We start from the raw sequence: 19,150 nt of genomic DNA on the forward strand, positions 1-19,150 counted from the left end.
CTCTAACACAGGCATCGGGAAATCCCAGATTGTTGCCAGTTTGTGAGTGCGTATGCGCACCTTTCAACCAAAACACAGAAATTTCTCTAAAACTGTGGTTTTGGCACATCCCGCAGAGACACAACTGTCATGCACATTTTTCGTATAGCTTCATTATATTCAGCATGCCGATCGTCATGCTGATCCCCGGTATTTTCTGGTCTAAAACCCGCGATACCTATCCGGAAAACCTCCGGCCGTTTACTATCGTGAACAAACGTAGCAAAAAACTCATAAGAAAAACGGGGTTTAATCGCCCCGGTTTTTTCTTTCTTAATGTCAGGTTGATTAAATTTCTGTAATCAATTTGTGCTTTTTTTAAGCCGGGGAATCACCAGATTGCCCATATTACCTATGGTTAAGCACATTTAAGCCTCGACCAGTCCCTGACAATTATGATGTGATGAGGGTTCTTTGACGGGATAATACGGTATACTTCACAGACTTTGCTGTTTTATCCCGAACGTTTTTTTTACGGAACGGTTGTTTGTGTTCAAACACTCAGTTTCTGACGAGGATGCTGTAAACGCGCTATGACTTCATACGCCTCCCCGATTTTGACTTCGCTGTTAGATACCGATGCCTACAAGCTTCATATGCAGCAAGCAGTCTACCATCGCTACCACAATATCAGCGTCGTGGCCGAGTTCCGTTGTCGTGGTGATGAACTGCTGGGCGAATACGCCAGCGAGATCCGCCAGCAAATTCAGATGATGAGTCAGCTGGCGCTGACGGACGACGAGTTCACCTACCTTTCAGGGCTGCCTTTCTTCACGCAGGATTACCTGAACTGGCTGAAAATCTTCCGCTACAATCCTGAACATGTCATGGTTTCCGATCGCAACGGACATTTACATGTGCGCATCGAGGGCCCGTGGCGTGAAGTGATCATGTGGGAAGTGCCGCTGCTCGCGGTCATCAGTGAGGTCGTCCATCGCCAGCGCTCACCACACGTAACGGCGCAAATGGCGGTGGATCAGTTGCGTAAAAACCTCGCCAGTTTTAAACAACAGGCTGCCGATATTGATCTCCGCGCGTTCCGTCTGATGGATTTTGGCACGCGTCGACGTTTTTCCGGTGACGTTCAGGAAGCCATCGTCAGCACGCTGAAAAATGAATTCCCTTATCTGGTCGGCACCAGTAACTACGATTTAGCACATAAATTGCAGCTGACACCGGTCGGCACACAAGCCCATGAATGGTTCCAGGCGCATCAGCAAATCAGCCCGGTGCTGGCTAACAGCCAGCGTGCGGCGTTGCAGGCCTGGCTGGATGAATATCCGGATCAACTGGGAGTTGCCCTCACCGACTGCATAACGATGGATGCTTTCCTGCGTGATTTCGGCAGCAAATTCGCTCATGCCTACCAGGGGCTGCGCCATGATTCCGGGGATCCGTTTGAATGGGGCGAAAAAGCGATAGCGCATTATCAGTCTCTGGATATCGACCCGATGACCAAAACGCTGGTGTTCTCCGACAATCTTGATCTGGACAAAGCGTTACATCTGTATCGCCATTTCCATCAACGGGTGAATCTGATATTCGGAATTGGTACGCGCCTGACATGTAATATTCCGGACGTGAAGCCGCTGAATATTGTCATTAAGCTGGTGCAGTGCAATGGCAAACCTGTCGCGAAACTTTCGGACAGCCCGGGCAAAACAATGTGTCAGGATAAAGCTTTTGTTCAGGCCCTGCGTAAAGCTTTCGATCTGCCGCTGGTGAAAAAAGCTTCCTGACTCTCCCTAAAGTGCCGGAAATGCATCCGGCGCTTTATTCGGATTTCTTTCCTTTATATAGTTGCGATCTAATTCTGCTCGGCTTTTATTCACCCTCTCAATATTTGCCCCCGTTCCCTGCATTTGCGCCACAATTCTTGGCCGCTGACGACGATTTCTGCTTGTGTCCTGAGAAAGCCTAAGTAACATAGCAAAATCCCTATTTACAGGGTGTCCAATATTTCTTAGCCAACATATATAAAGAAAGAGAGAAATCTATGAGCGTTGTGCCTGTAGTCGACGTACTGCAAGGCCGTGCTGCGGTTGACAGTGAAGTCACCGTACGCGGTTGGGTACGTACCCGGAGAGATTCTAAAGCTGGTATCTCATTCGTCGCCGTTTATGACGGCTCCTGCTTTAATCCTTTACAGGCCGTCATCAATAATTCTCTGCCCAATTATCAGGAAGATGTATTACGTCTGACGACGGGTTGTTCAGTAGAAGTGACCGGTACTGTTGTCGCCTCACCTGGCGAAGGCCAGAGTTTTGAGCTGCAGGCAACTGCCGTCAAAGTTGTTGGCTGGGTGGATGACCCTGATACATATCCGATGGCGGCAAAACGCCACAGCATCGAATACCTGCGTGAAGTGGCTCACCTTCGCCCGCGCACCAACCTGATCGGTGCTGTTGCCCGTGTGCGCAACACCCTCTCCCAGGCCATTCACCGTTTCTATCATGAAAACGGTTATTTCTGGGTATCCACACCGCTGATCACGGCCTCCGATACCGAAGGTGCAGGTGAGATGTTCCGCGTATCCACCCTGGACTTGCAAAACCTGCCGCGTACCGACAAAGGCGAAATTGACTTCAGCGAAGATTTCTTCGGCAAAGAAGCATTCCTGACGGTGTCCGGCCAGCTGAACGGCGAAACTTATGCCTGTGCGCTGTCAAAAGTTTATACCTTCGGTCCGACTTTCCGTGCAGAAAACTCTAACACCAGCCGTCACCTTGCGGAATTCTGGATGGTAGAACCGGAAGTCGCATTTGCCACGTTGGATGACATCGCAGCACTGGCCGAAAATATGCTTAAATATGTTTTCAAAGCCGTTTTAGACGAACGTGCAGATGATATGGCCTTTTTCGCTGACCGTGTAGACAAAGATGCTGTTGCGCGCCTGGAGCGATTTGTAACATCCGATTTCGCCCAGGTGGACTATACCGACGCAGTAGAAATATTAATGAATTGTGGTCAGAAATTCGAAAACCCGGTTTCATGGGGCGTCGATCTTTCTTCTGAGCATGAACGTTATCTTGCAGAACAGCATTTCAAAGCGCCGGTAGTGGTTAAAAACTATCCGAAAGATATTAAAGCTTTTTATATGCGTATGAATGAAGATGGTAAAACCGTCGCAGCAATGGATGTTCTGGCTCCGGGCATCGGCGAGATTATTGGTGGCTCTCAGCGTGAAGAACGTCTGGATGTTCTGGACGCCCGTATGGCTGAAATGGGACTGAATAAAGAAGATTACTGGTGGTATCGCGATCTTCGTCGCTACGGTACTGTTCCGCATTCAGGTTTCGGCCTCGGGTTTGAACGTTTAGTCGCCTATGTGACCGGTGTTCAAAACGTGCGTGACGTGATCCCGTTCCCGCGTACCCCACGTAATGCAACCTTCTAATTAATTAAAATATTTTTAATTAACAGAATAGTTACAAAACTAAGGCCAGCTTTGCTGGCCTTAGTCATTTTCAAAGATAGATCCCTGTCACAAAGTTCCGTAAAATACACATTTTGAAATACATTTTTTCCAACTGAAACATATTTAGTAATTTAGTAGCATTTTCGCTATGGATTAAGCTCACCACGGATGGAATAGTGCGTTCAGACACAGGAGACACCAAACTTTCGCGAATAGTTCCGTAAAGAATTATTTAAGGCAGTGGCAGGTGTCCAAATAAAACCAATGAGGGTAATAATAATGATGAAGCGCAATATTCTTGCAGTGGTAATCCCTGCTCTGTTAGTTGCTGGTGCAGCTAATGCAGCTGAGATCTATAACAAAGACGGCAACAAACTGGATCTGTACGGTAAAGTTGACGCCCGTCACACCTTCTCTGACAATGCTGGCGACGATGGCGACCAGACCTATGTCCGTTTCGGCTTCAAAGGCGAAACTCAAATTACTGACCAACTGACCGGTTACGGCCAGTGGGAATACAACGTTCAGGCTAACCACGCAGAAAGCGCTGGCGACGAAGGTAACAAAACGCGTCTGGGCTTCGCAGGTCTGAAATTCGGTGATGCAGGTTCTTTCGACTACGGTCGTAACTACGGCGTAATCTACGACGTAATGTCCTACACCGACCAATTGCCAATCTATGGCGATGACACTATGTACCAGAACAACGACAACTTCATGATTGGTCGTGGTAATGGCATGGCAACTTACCGTAACAGCAACTTCTTCGGTCTGGTTGACGGCCTGAGCTTCGCAGTACAGTACCAGGGCAAAAACCAAAACGATCGTGATGGCCATGACTTTGCTGCTGATGGTACCGACTTGGGTGTTCCAGGAAGTGCAACTAAAGACCAGAATGGTGACGGTTGGGGTTCTTCGGTAGCTTATGCTATCGGCAACTCTGGCGTTAGCGTAAGTGGTGCTTACTTCTCATCTAACCGTACTAACTCTCAGAAACTTGATGGTAACGGTGACAAAGCTTCCGCATATGCATTGGGCGCGAAATATGACGCTAACAACCTGTACCTGGCAGCATTCTACGGTGAATCCGAGAACACCACCATCTATGGCGGAGACTTCAACCAAGTTGCTAACAAAACTCAAAACTTTGAAGTTGTAGCGCAATACCAGTTTGATTTCGGCCTGCGTCCTTCCATTGCTTACCTGCAGTCCAAAGGTAAAGATCTTAATGCGTTGGGTACTGGCTTTGCAGGCGGTGATGCTGACTTGGTTAAATACGTAGAAGTTGGTACTTACTACTACTTCAACAAAAACATGTCTACCTATGTTGACTACAAAATCAACCTGTTGGACGACAACAGCTATACCCGTACCGCTGGTGTTTCTACCGATGATGTTGTGGGTGTTGGTCTGCAATACCAGTTCTAATATCGCTTAACGATGAGCCCCTGCGGGCTCATCGAAGTGGATATCAAGGCAGAGCTTCGGCTCTGCCTTTTGCATTTGTGTATGTTTGAAAATATCGTTTTTCCACCCTCGCCCATAAATTATTTTAATCTCCCACGCCTTCTCACAACTCTGCTTTCTTTTTGCCGCAAACGGTTGGCAAACGGGGGCGCTGGCGTTACCCTGAAGCCCTCTTTCGTCATATCAGGCTATGGAATTTTCCGACATGTTTGAAAAAATCACTGCAGCACCTGCTGATCCTATTCTGGGTCTTACCGATCTTTTCCGCGCTGACGATCGCTCAGATAAAATAAATCTGGGGATTGGTGTTTATAAAGACGAAACAGGTAAAACGCCGGTTCTGGCCAGCGTGAAGAAAGCCGAACAATTTCTGTTGGAAAATGAATCTACTAAAACCTATCTGAGTATTGACGGGTTGCCTGATTTTGCACATTGCACACAGGAACTGCTGTTTGGCCAGGACAGCGCGATTATTGCTGATAAACGGGCACGTACCGCACAGACTCCGGGCGGCACTGGCGCTCTGCGTATCGCAGCAGATTTCATCGCTACGCAAACCAGCGCCAGGCGCGTGTGGGTAAGCAATCCAAGCTGGCCGAACCATAAAGGCGTGTTCTCTGCTTCAGGTCTGGAAGTCATGGAATACCACTACTATGATGCCGTCAATCACAGCCTTGATTTCGATGGCATGCTGAAAAGTCTGAGCGAAGCTAAAGCAGGCGACGTGGTACTGTTCCACGGTTGCTGCCACAACCCAACCGGTATCGATCCTACTCAGGAACAATGGGCACAACTGGCAGAATTGTCTGTGAGCAACGGCTGGTTACCGTTGTTCGATTTCGCTTATCAGGGCTTTGCAAAAGGTCTGGAAGAGGATGCGGCCGGTCTGCGTCTGTTCGTGGAAACACACAAGGAATTACTGGTCGCCAGCTCTTATTCGAAAAACTTCGGGTTATACAATGAACGCGTGGGTGCTTGTACATTAGTTGCGGCCGATGAAGAAACCGCCGATCGCGCCTTCAGTCAAATGAAATCGGTTATCCGTGCTAACTACTCCAACCCACCGTCACACGGTGCTGCGGTGGTAGCCACGATTTTGGGTAACGAAGCTTTGCGCACACTGTGGGAGCAGGAGCTGAGCGATATGCGTCTGCGTATTCATCGTATGCGTCAGCTGTTCGTCAGTACCTTGCAGGAAAAAGGCGCTCAGCAAGATTTCAGCTTTATTATCAATCAGAACGGGATGTTCTCTTTCAGCGGCCTGACCAAAGAGCAGGTATTGCGGTTACGCGATGAGTTCGGCGTGTATGCAGTCAACTCTGGCCGTATTAACGTTGCTGGCATTACACTCGAAAACATGGCACCGCTGTGTGAAGCCATCGTCGCGGTACTCTAAAAGATAAGTGGTGTTGCTCAATTAAAAAAGCCCGTCAGGTGGACTGACGGGCTTTTTGTTTTTGCTGATAAACAGCAAACGTCATCACCAGACCGGCATTTCATCCTGCAGGAACGGATTGGTTCTACGCTCATAACCAAAATCCGACATCGGGCCATGGCCGGGAATAAATACCATGTCATCGCCGAGCGGCAATAATTTCGTTTTGATGGAATGAATAAGCGCCTGATGGTCACCACGCGGGAAATCACTGCGGCCTACGCCACCTTTAAATATCACATCACCGGAAACGGCAATTCGCGCTTTATCATTGATGAAGACAATATGCCCCGGCGTATGGCCCGGGCAATGGAGTACGGATAAGATTTCCTCGCCGACATTCACTGAATCCCCTTCTTCCAGCCAGGTATCTGGCGTCAACGGATCACAATGGTCGAGGCCAAACATCTGGCTTTGGGTGGGCAGCGCATCAAGCAAGAATTGATCTTCTTTCTGAGGACCGATAACCGGTACCTGATAGTGAGCAGCAAGCTCTGCCGCTGCTCCTACGTGATCAAGATGACCGTGAGTCAGCAAAATTTGCGTAACCAATACACCTTTGGCAGAAACTTCCTGGATGATCCTTGCGGCTTCACCGCCCGGATCGACAATAGCAGCCTGATTGGTTTTAACACACCAAATCAGTGAACAGTTTTGGCTGAACGCCGTGACGGTAATTAAATGGATTTTCATAGAGCTCCACAAAATGGCCTGCACATTCCGGCAGGCCATTAATAACACACATCACCAGGTCCGCGCAGGGCCGGTATCGATGTGCACAAAGTTACTTCGTGGATAATATCCTACACCACCCATCCGCATTTTTAATGCGGCTTTGCGGATATTGCTCAGTTCGATGCCCTGGATGTGGAAATCCATTGCCTGCCCGAGGGTGTGATAACTGTGCTTCGCTACCCCGCTTCCTGGCTCACGCATGCTGTTGTTTGTCGCCAGTGAGCGGTAACCCGAAATCAGCTGGACCGGTTTATTGGTTCCGCCGAGCATCACCTGCAAACGATAGAGATGATCGAACAACGCGGGATCGATCGATTTTACCTTTTCCGCACGATAGTCTCTGAACAGATGATTCAACCGGGCCAACTCATCCTTGTTGTAACGCTTTCCATCAAAAAACTCGGTTTTGAGGGTTTCGCCGGTATTTATATTGTTAACCACTAAAATACGCGGACGAGGTGTGGAAAGAGTGGCGAATGCACGACCTGGAAGTAATGCAATCCCCATAGCGGCACTGCCTAATGCCAGCCATTTACGGCGATGTGTGTCGATTTCATTCATGAACAGTTTACTATCCGGTAAGAGAGTCAAAAAAAAGCTCTGATCTGAGCCGTTTTGAACCTTAACTGCCAATTTTCTGCGAGTCAAGGGGACCCATATAAGCAAAACGAGCGTGCCAGTGGCTCACGCTCGTCCGATGGCCAAATACTCTGACCCTTATCAGATTAGATTTACTGCATTTATTGAAGCAAAATTTCTGCCTGAGGCAGGATTTGTGCGCCGGATCTCACCGTTGAATCATAATTGTAAATATCTGTTCTGAACTGAGGTTTACCGTCATCTGCGACCCACGCCGTCAGATAAAACAGTTTTACCGGTATGTGATGGCGTATCGCTACATACGTGGTATTCCCCCCCTGCAATGTTGAAGAGATCCGCGTGTCATTCCAGCCCGCATCCTGCAATAACATATTGGCTAATTCAGACGCCTTATTCACCCTCACACAACCTGAACTCAGCGCACGAATATCTTTGCTGAACAGATTATGATTTGGCGTGTCATGCAGATAAATAGCATCAGAACTCGGCATATTAAATTTATACCGACCGAGGGAATTGCTCACGCCTGGTGCCTGACGGATGCGATATGGGAAATGGTTAGGTGATACCATTGCCCAGTCAATCATTGCAGGATCAATCACTTCCGCATCATTACTCCAGCCGGACAGCACCTGATAGCCATGTTGCTGGAAGTAACCGGGATTATTCATGGCTTTAGGCACGATATCTTCACGTATTAACGTAGTAGGCACATTCCATGGCGGATTGACTACCACATTATTCAGCGCACTGCTCATTAATGGCGTTTTACGACTTGGACGCCCGACAATCACCCGTGACGACAACACTTCATTACCATTGAGATAATAGGTGAGCTGATAGTTTGGAATATTCACCATGATGCCGGTGTTCACATTGCCAGGGAGAATGCGCAGGCGCTGAATATTCAGCGCCAGTAAGGTCGCACGCAATTGCGGAGAGGCATTCAGCCACTGACGGGTACGTCCGCCAATAATACCGTCAGCTTCCAGTCCCTGCCATTTTTGAAAACGTTTAACGGCCTCCACTAAATCCGGCGTGTACTGATTGTGAGCAACAGCAACCGGCGGGTGAGTTGCTGGCGCTTCTGTCGACTGAACCGTTGGCAGAACATCTTGTACTGATGTTGCAGAAGGGCTGACGGCTGGCGTCGATTGCTGGGCCTTATCGGCGGTTTCATCAACAGACAGATCGTCATTTGCCGCGCTTCCCGGCGTGTCCGGAGCGATGGTTTCATCTGTCGGTTTAGGCACCCTGTTCTCTTCAGGCGATGCGACCATCATACCGGTGCGGGTCAGGATCTCCCGCAAAGCCGGGACATCGTCACTGATCTGATCCGGCCGCAAACTGGCTGATCCTGTCATGACCGGCCAGGGGCGATTATCCGCCAGCATGGTCTTCAACGCATCATGCATCTTGGTGTAATAAGGATGCTGTGGCGCGAGAGTCGACAAATAGTGTGACGTATTGCCCTGACGCACAGCCAGCTGCCATTGATTAATCACCGTCAGTGATGGCGTCGTCATTTTGTAAGGCGTGGAACTGTATAACCACTTATCCCCGTTGGCTTCCACGCTGCTCGTAAACTGTAAATAACCCAGCATCGCATCTGATAACACGACGTCACGGGCCATGCCAGTGACTTGCGGATCCGTCAGCCATTTCACCCATTGCGTAAACTGAGGCTGGATACCAGATATGGCCAGTTCGGCCAGCTGCTGCTGGAATATCTGAACGGTTTGGCGATCGTTCCACATGGGCTGCATATGATTTGCAGCATAAAGCGAAGACAGAGAAGACAGATACAATGGCCGGATGCCTCTGGGCAATAATTCTGCCTGCAACTGACTCATGCTCTGCACACTTGACAGTGTCGTTTTTCCTAATGGCAGTGTGGGCACGGTAGCCCATGCAGCCAACCACGGCGACAGACCGCCCGCCAGCAAGCAGCTGGCGACTAAAAACCTGAGAGACCTTTGATTCATTAACATCTTCCCTTGCCTCCCGATAAGGTGCCCAATTTCATCCCCAAAACTGAGCCTGCAGCTCTTGGATTAAGTATATAAAGAGAATTCTTTTTTTGCGTAGGAACTCAATGAAATAGAGCCCGCATGTCACGTAAAGACTCTAAGTCAGCTGTCAGTTTAAATAAAGCCTTCCGTTACGTGTTTATGAGTTGTTTTTAAGCATTCGCCTATAAATTACACAACACTTTAGCTTTGCCTTGCGCGGTATTTAGAGCATCACTGTTTTTTAAACAAATATAAGTGAAATGGGGGTAATTCTAATAAAAAGCCCCGGCGATCATGGGCCGGGGCTTTTAAAATCAATCAGCTGTTTTATCTGAAAATAATCAGGAAACGTCAGCTTCCGTATTGACCAGAGCAGGCTGTTCAGCGGCAAATCCACGCAAACCAACGACGTGTACATGCTCATTATTGCCAAAGACTTTACGCACCAGTTTATACGTCGTCCCTTTTTCCGGGCTGATGTTTTCCGGTGCTGCGATAATCAGTTGCATTTCCAGACGGTCGCAAAGCTCAAACAGTGTGGCAATAGATTTCGCATCCAGACGCGCGGCTTCATCGAGGAACAGCAGACGACAAGGCGAAATATCCTTTCCTCGCATACGGCTCGACTCATCTTCCCAGCTCTGAACAACCATTACCAGAATCGACATACCGGTACCGATCGCTTCACCTGTTGACAGCGCCCCGCTTTCTGCGCGCAGCCAGCCATCCGAACCCCGGTTTACTTCCACTTCCATTTCGAGATAGTTGCGGTAATCCAGAAGTTCTTCGCCAATAGTTTGCGGTGTACGCTGACCCATATCAATTTGCGGGTTCAGACGCTGATAGAGTTTCGCCAGCGCCTCCGAGAAAGTCAGACGGTTACTGCTGAACAAGTCCTGATGCTGTTCCTGCTGTTCAGAAAGCACATCCAGCAGTCCCGCATGCGCTTCACGCACGTTCACATTCAGACGGACGCTTTTCACCTGACCAAACGCCACTGCCTGCAGCCCCTGGTTAAGCTGACGAATACGATTTTGTTCGCGCTGAATGGTTTTGCGGATGATATTTGCCACGCTGCGGGAACTGATCGCCAGTTGTTGCTCACGGGCTGTCAGCTCTTCAGTCAGACGTCCCAGCTCGATTTCCATCTGTTCAATCGCTTCAACCGGATCATCGGTACGAATAATATCCTGGCGGATACGTTCGCGCAGATGCTGATAGACGGCGATATAGAACTGGATTTTGCGCTCAGGGCGTTTCGGATCTTCGGACAGACGCAGCACATCGCGCAGATGTTCGTTATCAGACACCGCCAGACGCAGCGCACCCAGGGATTTATCTGACATGGAACGCAGTTCGTCGCCATCCATATAAGCCAGCTCACGGCGGTGCAGACGACGTTCAACACCATTGTCTTTCACCAAACGCATCACCGCACACCAGCCCGCTTTTGAGGTCACAACCTGTTCGCGGCTCTGATGATAATCACGCTCAAGTTTGCGCAGTTTCTTCTGCAGGTTATCCATTTCTGCTTCGCAGAAGGTGATTTGCTTTTCAAGCTGATTACAGCGCGCACGGTTAGTACTGAGCGCAGTATGCAGTTCGTCACGGCGGGTTTTGGCGCGTGCTTCCGCATTGGCATCCGCCTGAACGCCGATATCCTGTAATTCCTGACTCAGTTCCTTGAGCATATCGCGTTTGGCATCGAACGAACTTTTCAGCGAGGCCAGAACCTGACTGTACTGCGTCAGTTGCGTCTGATGCTGACGCATTTGTTCACGGGCGCGTGTACGTTCTGCTTCCGCATGTTCCAGACGCTGACGCAGTTTATCATTCAGGTCGCTGTTTTCATTGAGCATACCGGCAGAGTCGGTATAACTGAAGTGAGCACGGCGCTGAACCACTTCGGTCAGGGCAAATGCCTGCTGCTTCGCCAGTCGCTGTACATGCTGCGCCTGGGCGTAATCTTCTTTCAGTTGCTCATGCTGTTCCGGGTCGCTTTGCAGCACCGATACCAGCGGTTCCAGCTTGCTCAGTGAAACACCGTGCTGCTGAATGAAGCGGGCGCAATCCTGCGCCTCTTCCATCTCTTCACGAATTTCTTCGACCCGATCAATCAGCGTCTCATCGCATAGCAAACCGACACGCGGCTGCAGTTTATTGAGCATGCCGATAGCATCTTTCGCCTGCTCATATTGCTGGCGCTGTTGCTGATTTTGGCCTTCATGCGCATTAATGGCGCGTTCCAGCTCACCGCGGCGCCCGCTCAGGGTACGGATTTCAGCTTCAGGATCGGCATCGAACGCCACGGCTAAATGGCTGCCGATAAAGCGGCTGAACGCCTGATGTGCGCGCTGAATTTTCTGCACATCAAACGACAATGTCGCATAACGTTCTGACAGGCTTTCGCGTTCTTTATGCAGGGTTTCCAGACGGTTCTCACGCGCCGCACGGCCAAACAACGGCACTTGCGGGAAGTGAGAATAACGCCACTGACGATCACCCGTTTTAACCAGTACCGCACCCTGCATTTCTTCCACTTCGAACACGTTGTCATCAAATGACTGCGGATCCCCTTCGATGAGATAGAGATCTTCCGGGCAATCATCCAGACCGTCAAGTTGGTCGCGGATCAGAGATAAATCAGGTACCACAATTGCGTGACGGGACGGACCATACAATGCGGAGAAGTAAGGCGCATCGTCGATGGTGACATCGTCGTAAATTTCCGACAACAATACGCCACCGAAACGTTCTGCCAGCGCGATCATGCGGGAATCTTCCGCACCACTCGGCTGGCTGAGGCGGGTAATTTGCCCTTCAATGCGACGTTTGCGGGCAGCCACTTCGTCACGCTCAACTGTCGTTTCGCGTTCCGTTTCCAGAAGTTGCTGCATGTATTCGGTCACCTGCTGACTGCTTTCCAGCGGTTCCTTACTTTGCTCGCTTAACTGACTGAGTGCTTCCTGCGCGGCCAGCCAGACGGGGGCACGGGCGGTCAGTTCACGAATGCGCGACTGAACACGTTCAAGCTCCTGGCGCATTTCCATGCGACGTTCACCTGCCTGCGACACCACACCCTGTAATTCTTCAATCTGAACCTCCAGCTCACGCTGCATTTCGTCCAGATCTTCAGGGTGCACATCCTGCCCCGTACGTTTGCAGAATTCCTGCAGCTGACGCTCAGCATCCTGCTGCTCACGCAGGCGGCCTTCAAGTTCGGACAACCGCATGCGCAGCGGTTCGACACGCTCAGCCTGATGCTGCCGGGAAGACCAGTCACGCAGTAATTCACGTGCCGTCTGCCAGGCTTCACTGCGGCTCACTTCACCGGTGATTTTCACCACCAACTGATAAGCTGTTTCAAACTGATTATGGGCGGCAGAAGCAACACTCATCTTCTGTTCCAGCATCAACAGGATTTCAGTGGCTTCCTGTTCTTTGCCCTGGAACGTTTCCAGCCATGTTTCGCTGTTCTGAATGCTCAGATCGGGGATCTGACACAAGTCGCGCGCACGTTCAATGGCCTGTAACGCCTGCTGATACTGGATCGCACGGGTCTGCTGAACATCCAGCGCCTGCTGGTAATCGGCAAGCTGGCTTTTCAGCTCATCCACTTCCTGTTCAGCGGCCTCAGCGCGTGCTTCATATTCGGCGTGCTGCTCGCTGGCTTCGGCCACCACTTCGTTCTGCTCTTCCAGACGATACGTCAGCTCTTCGAGGTCACTTTCATAACGCTCGATTTTTTCCTGCTGACGCATCGCCGTCTGAACCAGACTCAGATGATCGCTGGCGGCCTGATAATCGGTTTCCAAATCGCTTTGCGAACCACTTTGCTCGGCCAGCTCACGCGCCATTTCGACATGACGATATTGTTCGCCGGATAACTGCTTGCGGCTGCTAAACAAATCATTACGCAGCACAAGCGCACCATCGAGATGAATGCGGCGCTCATTGGCATGACGCATATAGTCTGCGGCTACGTAAGACGTTGCTTCAGAAATCAGATGCTTAAACAGATCGCGGTCAGATTGCGTCACGCGGATCGCTTCCAGCGTCATGCGGTTTTCACGCAGCGCCGCTTCCATATCCTGGAAAGCTTTACGCACACCACTGTTTTCAGGCAACAAATAGTCGCGCAGGGAACGAGTGATGGCACTGGAAATACCGCCGTAAAGTGAGGCTTCAATCAGACGATAAAATTTACTGCGGTCGGATGCTGAACGTAAACGACGCGGAATCACACCCAGATCAAACATCAGGGCATGATAATCAGTAATGGAGTTGAACTGCTTGAACTGTACGCCTTCCATTGCCTCAACGCGATCTTTCAGCTCCTGCAAAGGCAGCACGCGGGCCTGACGTTCGCCGACCGTCTCGGTCAGCATTTCTGTCGGATTCACCGCAATCGGCAAACCCTGAATGGTGAAAGGTTTGATATCGACTTTACGGTCACGGCCGGCGACCTGCTGCAGGCGAACCCCCACAACAATGCGCTGGTGACGCGAGTTCACCACATCCAGAACCGAGTAACAGACACCCGCACGTAATTTACCGTGCAGACCTTTATCACGTGAACCGGAGGTGGCGCCCGCTTCCGTTGTGTTACGGAAATGCAGTAACGTCAGATCGGGGATCAGGGCGGTGACGAAAGCCGCCATTGTGGTGGATTTACCCGCCCCGTTGCCGCCGGAAAGCGTGGTGACCAGTGAATCAAGGTCAAACGTACGGGCGAAGAACCCGTTCCAGTTAACCAGCGTCAGTGAGCGAAATTTACCGCGTTCAATCATTCCTGTTCATCCTCTGCGCTCTCATGCCCTTGCTGCCCTGCCAGCGGTTCGCCGTCCTCACTTTCGTCATTCAGTGACAGCGCGCTGTCGACAGGCATCGCTTCACCGTCGCGGATCATCCGCAACTGTGCTTCGCGCGCGTCATCGCCGCTGCGGACATCCGCACCAAAACGGAATACCGCTTCGGTGATACGGAACTTGCTGCTGTCAACACCCATGAAATACACCATACCCAAACGGCGTAGGCGATTGAGCGACGTGCGAACTTTGTCCTGCAACTTCTGGCGATCCAAATCTGAGCCGGTTGAGCGCTGATTGACGTATTTGAGTAATTTACTTTCATCCGCCAGGCTCAGTAATTCGTCGTACAGTTCCTGCTGAGTAAAAATTCCCTCATGCGCCAGACGTTCCGGGCTCAGATACAAATAGCAGAGAATTTTCCCCACCATCATATCCAGTTCAGATAACACTGAACGCGGGATAAGCGTGGTCGAGCGCGGACGCAGATAGAAAAAACCTTCCGGTGCCCGGATTAATTCCACATTGTAGCGGCTGTAAAAGAGTTCCATTTCTTCCTGATAATCCATCAGAAAAGCATGGTTATCCAGTTCATCAATGCCAATATGACGGCCAGAACGCAGCTGACTGTCGAGAGCAGGAAACACTGAGTTTGCCAGTGCCTGCGCCAGCTTAGCTGGCATTATGTGTTCAATATTTGTCGATGACATGGGCCTGCACCTTGGCTCCGTAATCATTGATTGCCTGCCATTCAGCATGCAATCCTGAAAAATCTGCTTCAGCCACACCAAGGCGCACGGCCTGGTCGACCACAATTCGCGCGACATCAAAATGTCGGGCACGCGGATACTGTTTAAGGTATTCGCGCATTACCATGCCCAGATTGAGCGGCGTTTTTTGTTGCTGATAAACCTGTAAGGCCTGTTCAATCAATGCCGCAAGTTGTTCGCGGATTTCGTTAAACTCTTCAAACTCAAGATCTGGCGGAAGTTCGCCGGTCACTTCTTCGCTACGCAGGGCCAGTTCTTCATCACGCATATCCAGCAGACGATCGGCATTGGCGAACGTCAGCGTCCACGGCTGATCAAAGTAGTTCTGCACCGACTGGCGCAGACGTTGCGCAAACACCCGGTTTTTATCCATATCGATGGCGGTACGGATAAATTTATGCACATGGCGGTCATAGCCAATCCACAGGTCAATTGCCTGCTGACCCCAGCTGGTAATACGGTCGAGTTTGTTCTGCAAGTCGAAAACCAGTTTGTCGACAAAGCTCAAATCGAGTTCGACCATCGTGGCATCCTGAATACGCATAAGATGCGCCTGCAACAGGTTACCGGCGGCTTCTAACGTATCCTGCAATTCACGCAGCGTGCCCGAGGTTTCTGACAGGAGGATTTCACAACTGGAAATTGCCGCGCGCCAGTCTTTATTCAGCAACGCGGCAATGTCATCTTTCACGCCCTGCTGCTGTTCGTCCATGACCCTTTGCGTCATATCGATGCTGTCAAAAATTTCAGCAACGGAGTATTTCAGTGGCGCGTAAACATTGCGATGCCAGTGGAAATCATCGCCACCCTCTTCGGCTGCATCCGCCGCACGCTTGAGTTCCTGCGCCACAATCGACAATTGCATAGACAACCGCAACGTAGAGAATTCACGCTGGCGGATGTAATAATCTGAAATGCCGATCGCCAAAGGCGTCAGGCGATAGATAGCGTTACCGTCAGCCAGTTCACTGACGAAACGGTTGAGCAAACGCTGACGCACCATGTCATTGATGGCATTATTGGCACGTACGGTGATGGTTTCGTTTGTCTGCTCAAATCCCTTGCTGACGTGACGAAATGCATCGACCAGTTCACCTTCACTCATTTCCCCATCAAGGCGCTCGCTGTTTAATGTGGCAATCGCCAGAAGAAAAGCCAGCCGCTCCGTTGGCAGCGAAATTGAGAAATCATTTTTTCGTGCCCAGGCGACCAGTTCGGGTACAGTCTGGGAAAATTCGCTCATAATTCGTCCTTCAGAATGGGTTTGTGCGCCATCACGTGGATGTAACGTCCCAAACTAACAAAAGGTTCCTGGCGGCAATAACGCTGCTCCAGCGCCAGAAGCTCGTCAAAATCCTGTTTATGTTGTTGTCTGTTTCGCAAATAATCATGGAATACTCTAACACCGGTCTTGCCGCTGATCTGCATTCCAAGTTCTTCCAGCCACTGATAAACCTGAGCCGGTTCCAGTGGATGATCGGGTAGCAGGGAGCTTTTTTTGATTTTTGGCACACCGGCTTCAACATGACCGAAATTGCCGAGGATCATATGCCGCATGACCAGACCGTGGATATTGTAAAACATCAGCGATAATGCCCCGCCCGGTGCCAGGCAATCTACCAGCGCAGCCATTGCCTGCTGTGGCTCTGCCAGCCATTCGATGACCGCATGGAACAATATCAGATCAACCGGTTGTTCCAAATGTTCGGCGATATTCTGAGCCGGACATTGTACAAATTGCATGTTGTTGCTCACACCTTTTTCCAGCGCAGCAGCCTCAGCGCGCCGGATCATCTCACCGGAAAGATCACACAACAAGACCTTATGTCCTAAAGCTGCCAGTTCGCAGGCCATTTGTCCTTCCCCGCCGCCCGCATCAAGGATACGCAATGGCCGCTGAGGCAAAGTCTGTAATAAATCATGCAAATCCTGACCCAGCACAGCCTGACGGATACGTCCCTTTGTTGTGCCGTAGATATTGCGCGAGAATTTCTCGGCCATATCGTCGAAATTACGATCCTGCATGAAATGAACCCTGCTTCTGAAAACAATTTGGTGAATGATGGCTGTGCGGCAATGCCGGGTGAAGTGCTATTTTGGCACAGGCTGGCATAGAATAAATCATCCTGACGCGGATTCACGCCCGGATGTCGTTTTTTCACCCAAAAGGATCGGTTTCTGATGTTATTTACCCTAAAAAAGACGCTGGGAGGCCTGCTATTACCTCTGCCATTTATTCTGCTTCTCATGGCGATAGCACTGGTATTGCTGTGGATAACCCGGTGGCAAAAAACCGGAAAAGTGTTTTTTTCACTGAGTTGGCTGCTTCTGTTGCTGCTCAGCCTGCAACCTGTGGCGGATAACCTGCTCCGCCCCATTGAATCGGTCTACCCGACTTATCAGGCTGACGGCCATGCGCCGGTAAAATATGTCGTCGTACTGGGTGGGGGTTATACCTATAATCCGGCGTGGGCACCGAGTTCTAATCTCATCAGTAACAGTCTTCCTCGCGTGACCGAAGGGATCCGCATTTACCGGGCAAACCCCGGTTCGAAAATGATCTTCACCGGTGCGCGGGCCATGACCAATCCGGTGAGCAGCGCTGCGGTTGCCGGAAAAGTGGCGGAGAGTTTAGGTGTGCCGCAGAGCGATATTATTTTACTCGACAGGCCACGGGATACACATCAGGAAGCTTTACAGGTGAAAGAAATGCTGGGAGAGCAGCCCTTTGTGCTGGTGACATCGGCTAATCATCTGCCGCGGGCGATTATTTTTTTCCGGCAACTGGGACTGAATCCTATTCCGGCGCCGGCAAATCAACTTGCGATAGATTCCCCGCTCAATCCGTGGGAAAAAGCATTACCACAGGCACTGTTCTTGTCTCACAGTGAGCGGGCATGGTATGAAACGCTGGGGCGCATATGGCAATGGATGACACTGCCGGCACCCGCTGCGAAGCCGCTCAGTTAAGCCACGGCAACAGTTGTTGTCGTGCATAATCGAACTGACGGCGATCGAGCTTGCCGGTATGGATCAGATGTGCGACAGATTCCCACACCAGATACAACCAGCGACGGGCAAGGAACGTTTCCGAAACGGGTGCTTTGTGGAGATAACCAAACAGCAGTTGCTCGCTCATTCCTTTTTCCCACAGTCTGAAGAGATCAAACTCGCGCGGCGCCCATAACACGGTGCCGGGATTAATCATCGCCAGTAACTGATCGCTGCGCGGATCTTTGAGCATGCTGCGTAGCGAAAGATTACCGTGAACCAATACCGGTGTATCGTCAAATCCTTCAAACAACGCAGGGATACAGGCACGGGAACGGAAAAGCAGCGTACGATCTTCAGGGGTGAGTTCAGGGGCCTGTAAATGGGATAACGTTGCCCACAATACTTCGATCCTCTGCGGGTACCAATTTTCCCAGCGATTTTCCTGAGTGCTGTCTACCGAACCGACACAACCGTGACTGTCAATCCGGTGCCACGCCAGCATCGCCTCGACAATTTGCTCCTGCAGTATTTGCCAGCGCTCAGGAGTACGTGTTGGTGCTTCCGCCGATACGCCGCGCAGACGCTCAATGAGCAAGATTTCCTGATACGGTTTCTGATGCGTGGTGACCATGCCATAAACCGCCGGCACCCGTACCACGCCTTCCCGTGCCAGCATGGATAATTTATAAGCCTCCTGCCCGGCGATTCCCTGACAGACAAAACTCTTCGCCATCAATGGCATCGCATAACCCTGCTCATCATAGAGAGAGAAAAGATGCGCATAAGGCTGCTCACTGACACATTCAAGACGGGATAAACGCTCGCCCAGCACAATACTCAATTCGGCTTTTAGCTGTTCCATAACGTGTTCG

General features: G+C 50.6%; 13 protein-coding genes. 5 read left to right on the forward strand and 8 right to left on the reverse strand.

The window, feature by feature from the left end:
- Window positions 1-572: 572 nt before the first annotated feature.
- From pncB to EVX52_RS09875, 4 genes are all read left to right on the forward strand, one after another.
- Window positions 573-1,778 carry a nicotinate phosphoribosyltransferase gene (gene pncB / locus EVX52_RS09860; RefSeq protein ID WP_129991189.1) on the forward strand — a complete coding sequence of 402 codons (1,206 nt, stop codon included), beginning with the start codon at window positions 573-575 and terminating at the stop codon, window positions 1,776-1,778.
- A 257-nt stretch (window positions 1,779-2,035) separates the two neighbouring features.
- The gene (gene asnS / locus EVX52_RS09865; protein ID WP_129952506.1) at window positions 2,036-3,436 is read left to right on the forward strand and encodes an asparagine--tRNA ligase; all 1,401 of its coding nucleotides are present in this window, start codon (window positions 2,036-2,038) and stop codon (window positions 3,434-3,436) included.
- Between the two features lie 300 nt (window positions 3,437-3,736).
- A complete protein-coding gene (ompC, locus tag EVX52_RS09870; RefSeq protein ID WP_269154561.1) occupies window positions 3,737-4,885 on the forward strand; it encodes a porin OmpC in 1,149 nt (382 codons plus the stop codon).
- A 244-nt stretch (window positions 4,886-5,129) separates the two neighbouring features.
- Window positions 5,130-6,320, forward strand: coding sequence for an amino acid aminotransferase (locus EVX52_RS09875; RefSeq protein ID WP_129952505.1), 1,191 nt, complete (start codon window positions 5,130-5,132; stop codon window positions 6,318-6,320).
- A gap of 84 nt (window positions 6,321-6,404) precedes the next feature.
- Here the strand turns inward: EVX52_RS09875 and EVX52_RS09880 are convergent, their stop codons facing one another.
- From EVX52_RS09880 to cmoM, 7 genes are all read right to left on the reverse strand, one after another.
- Window positions 6,405-7,052, reverse strand: coding sequence for an MBL fold metallo-hydrolase (locus EVX52_RS09880; protein WP_129952504.1), 648 nt, complete (start codon window positions 7,050-7,052; stop codon window positions 6,405-6,407).
- Between the two features lie 51 nt (window positions 7,053-7,103).
- Window positions 7,104-7,655: a YcbK family protein gene (locus EVX52_RS09885; RefSeq protein WP_129952503.1), complete on the reverse strand. Its 552-nt coding sequence runs from the start codon at window positions 7,653-7,655 to the stop codon at window positions 7,104-7,106.
- Between the two features lie 179 nt (window positions 7,656-7,834).
- Complete coding sequence (ldtD, locus tag EVX52_RS09890; protein WP_129991190.1) at window positions 7,835-9,685, reverse strand: L,D-transpeptidase; 1,851 nt, start codon at window positions 9,683-9,685, stop codon at window positions 7,835-7,837.
- Between the two features lie 362 nt (window positions 9,686-10,047).
- Window positions 10,048-14,496, reverse strand: a complete 4,449-nt coding sequence (gene mukB, locus EVX52_RS09895) for a chromosome partition protein MukB (protein ID WP_129991191.1) — start codon at window positions 14,494-14,496, stop codon at window positions 10,048-10,050.
- Entirely contained in the window at window positions 14,493-15,224 is a 732-nt protein-coding gene (mukE, locus tag EVX52_RS09900) for a chromosome partition protein MukE (RefSeq protein ID WP_129952500.1), read from the reverse strand. Before mukE ends, mukB begins: the two co-directional genes overlap by 4 nt.
- Complete coding sequence (gene mukF, locus EVX52_RS09905) at window positions 15,205-16,527, reverse strand: chromosome partition protein MukF (RefSeq protein WP_129952499.1); 1,323 nt, start codon at window positions 16,525-16,527, stop codon at window positions 15,205-15,207. Before mukF ends, mukE begins: the two co-directional genes overlap by 20 nt.
- Window positions 16,524-17,309 carry a tRNA uridine 5-oxyacetic acid(34) methyltransferase CmoM gene (cmoM, locus tag EVX52_RS09910; protein WP_129952498.1) on the reverse strand — a complete coding sequence of 262 codons (786 nt, stop codon included), beginning with the start codon at window positions 17,307-17,309 and terminating at the stop codon, window positions 16,524-16,526. The genes mukF and cmoM overlap by 4 nt, the downstream gene beginning before the upstream one ends.
- A 156-nt stretch (window positions 17,310-17,465) precedes the next feature.
- On the opposite strand from cmoM, the gene elyC reads away from it, so the two are divergent.
- Complete coding sequence (gene elyC, locus EVX52_RS09915) at window positions 17,466-18,254, forward strand: envelope biogenesis factor ElyC (protein WP_129991192.1); 789 nt, start codon at window positions 17,466-17,468, stop codon at window positions 18,252-18,254.
- On the opposite strand, the gene EVX52_RS09920 is transcribed toward elyC, so the two are convergent.
- On the reverse strand, window positions 18,247-19,140 hold the full coding sequence (locus EVX52_RS09920) for a YcbJ family phosphotransferase (RefSeq protein WP_129952496.1): 894 nt from the start codon (window positions 19,138-19,140) through the stop codon (window positions 18,247-18,249). The genes elyC and EVX52_RS09920 overlap by 8 nt on opposite strands.
- Window positions 19,141-19,150: the final 10 nt, after the last annotated feature.

It is taken from the genome of Rahnella sp. CFA14(1/10) (assembly GCF_004195095.1).
In the GTDB taxonomy this organism is placed as follows: Bacteria; Pseudomonadota; Gammaproteobacteria; order Enterobacterales; family Enterobacteriaceae; genus Rahnella; species Rahnella perminowiae.

Coding starts and splice junctions, on each gene's coding strand:
- pncB (WP_129991189.1), top strand. CDS start 573: ATGACTTCATACGCCTCCCCGATTTTGACTTCGCTGTTAGATACCGAT.
- asnS (WP_129952506.1), top strand. CDS start 2,036: ATGAGCGTTGTGCCTGTAGTCGACGTACTGCAAGGCCGTGCTGCGGTT.
- ompC (WP_269154561.1), top strand. CDS start 3,737: ATGATGAAGCGCAATATTCTTGCAGTGGTAATCCCTGCTCTGTTAGTT.
- EVX52_RS09875 (WP_129952505.1), top strand. CDS start 5,130: ATGTTTGAAAAAATCACTGCAGCACCTGCTGATCCTATTCTGGGTCTT.
- EVX52_RS09880 (WP_129952504.1), bottom strand. CDS start 7,052: ATGAAAATCCATTTAATTACCGTCACGGCGTTCAGCCAAAACTGTTCA.
- EVX52_RS09885 (WP_129952503.1), bottom strand. CDS start 7,655: ATGAATGAAATCGACACACATCGCCGTAAATGGCTGGCATTAGGCAGT.
- ldtD (WP_129991190.1), bottom strand. CDS start 9,685: ATGTTAATGAATCAAAGGTCTCTCAGGTTTTTAGTCGCCAGCTGCTTG.
- mukB (WP_129991191.1), bottom strand. CDS start 14,496: ATGATTGAACGCGGTAAATTTCGCTCACTGACGCTGGTTAACTGGAAC.
- mukE (WP_129952500.1), bottom strand. CDS start 15,224: ATGTCATCGACAAATATTGAACACATAATGCCAGCTAAGCTGGCGCAG.
- mukF (WP_129952499.1), bottom strand. CDS start 16,527: ATGAGCGAATTTTCCCAGACTGTACCCGAACTGGTCGCCTGGGCACGA.
- cmoM (WP_129952498.1), bottom strand. CDS start 17,309: ATGCAGGATCGTAATTTCGACGATATGGCCGAGAAATTCTCGCGCAAT.
- elyC (WP_129991192.1), top strand. CDS start 17,466: ATGTTATTTACCCTAAAAAAGACGCTGGGAGGCCTGCTATTACCTCTG.
- EVX52_RS09920 (WP_129952496.1), bottom strand. CDS start 19,140: ATGGAACAGCTAAAAGCCGAATTGAGTATTGTGCTGGGCGAGCGTTTA.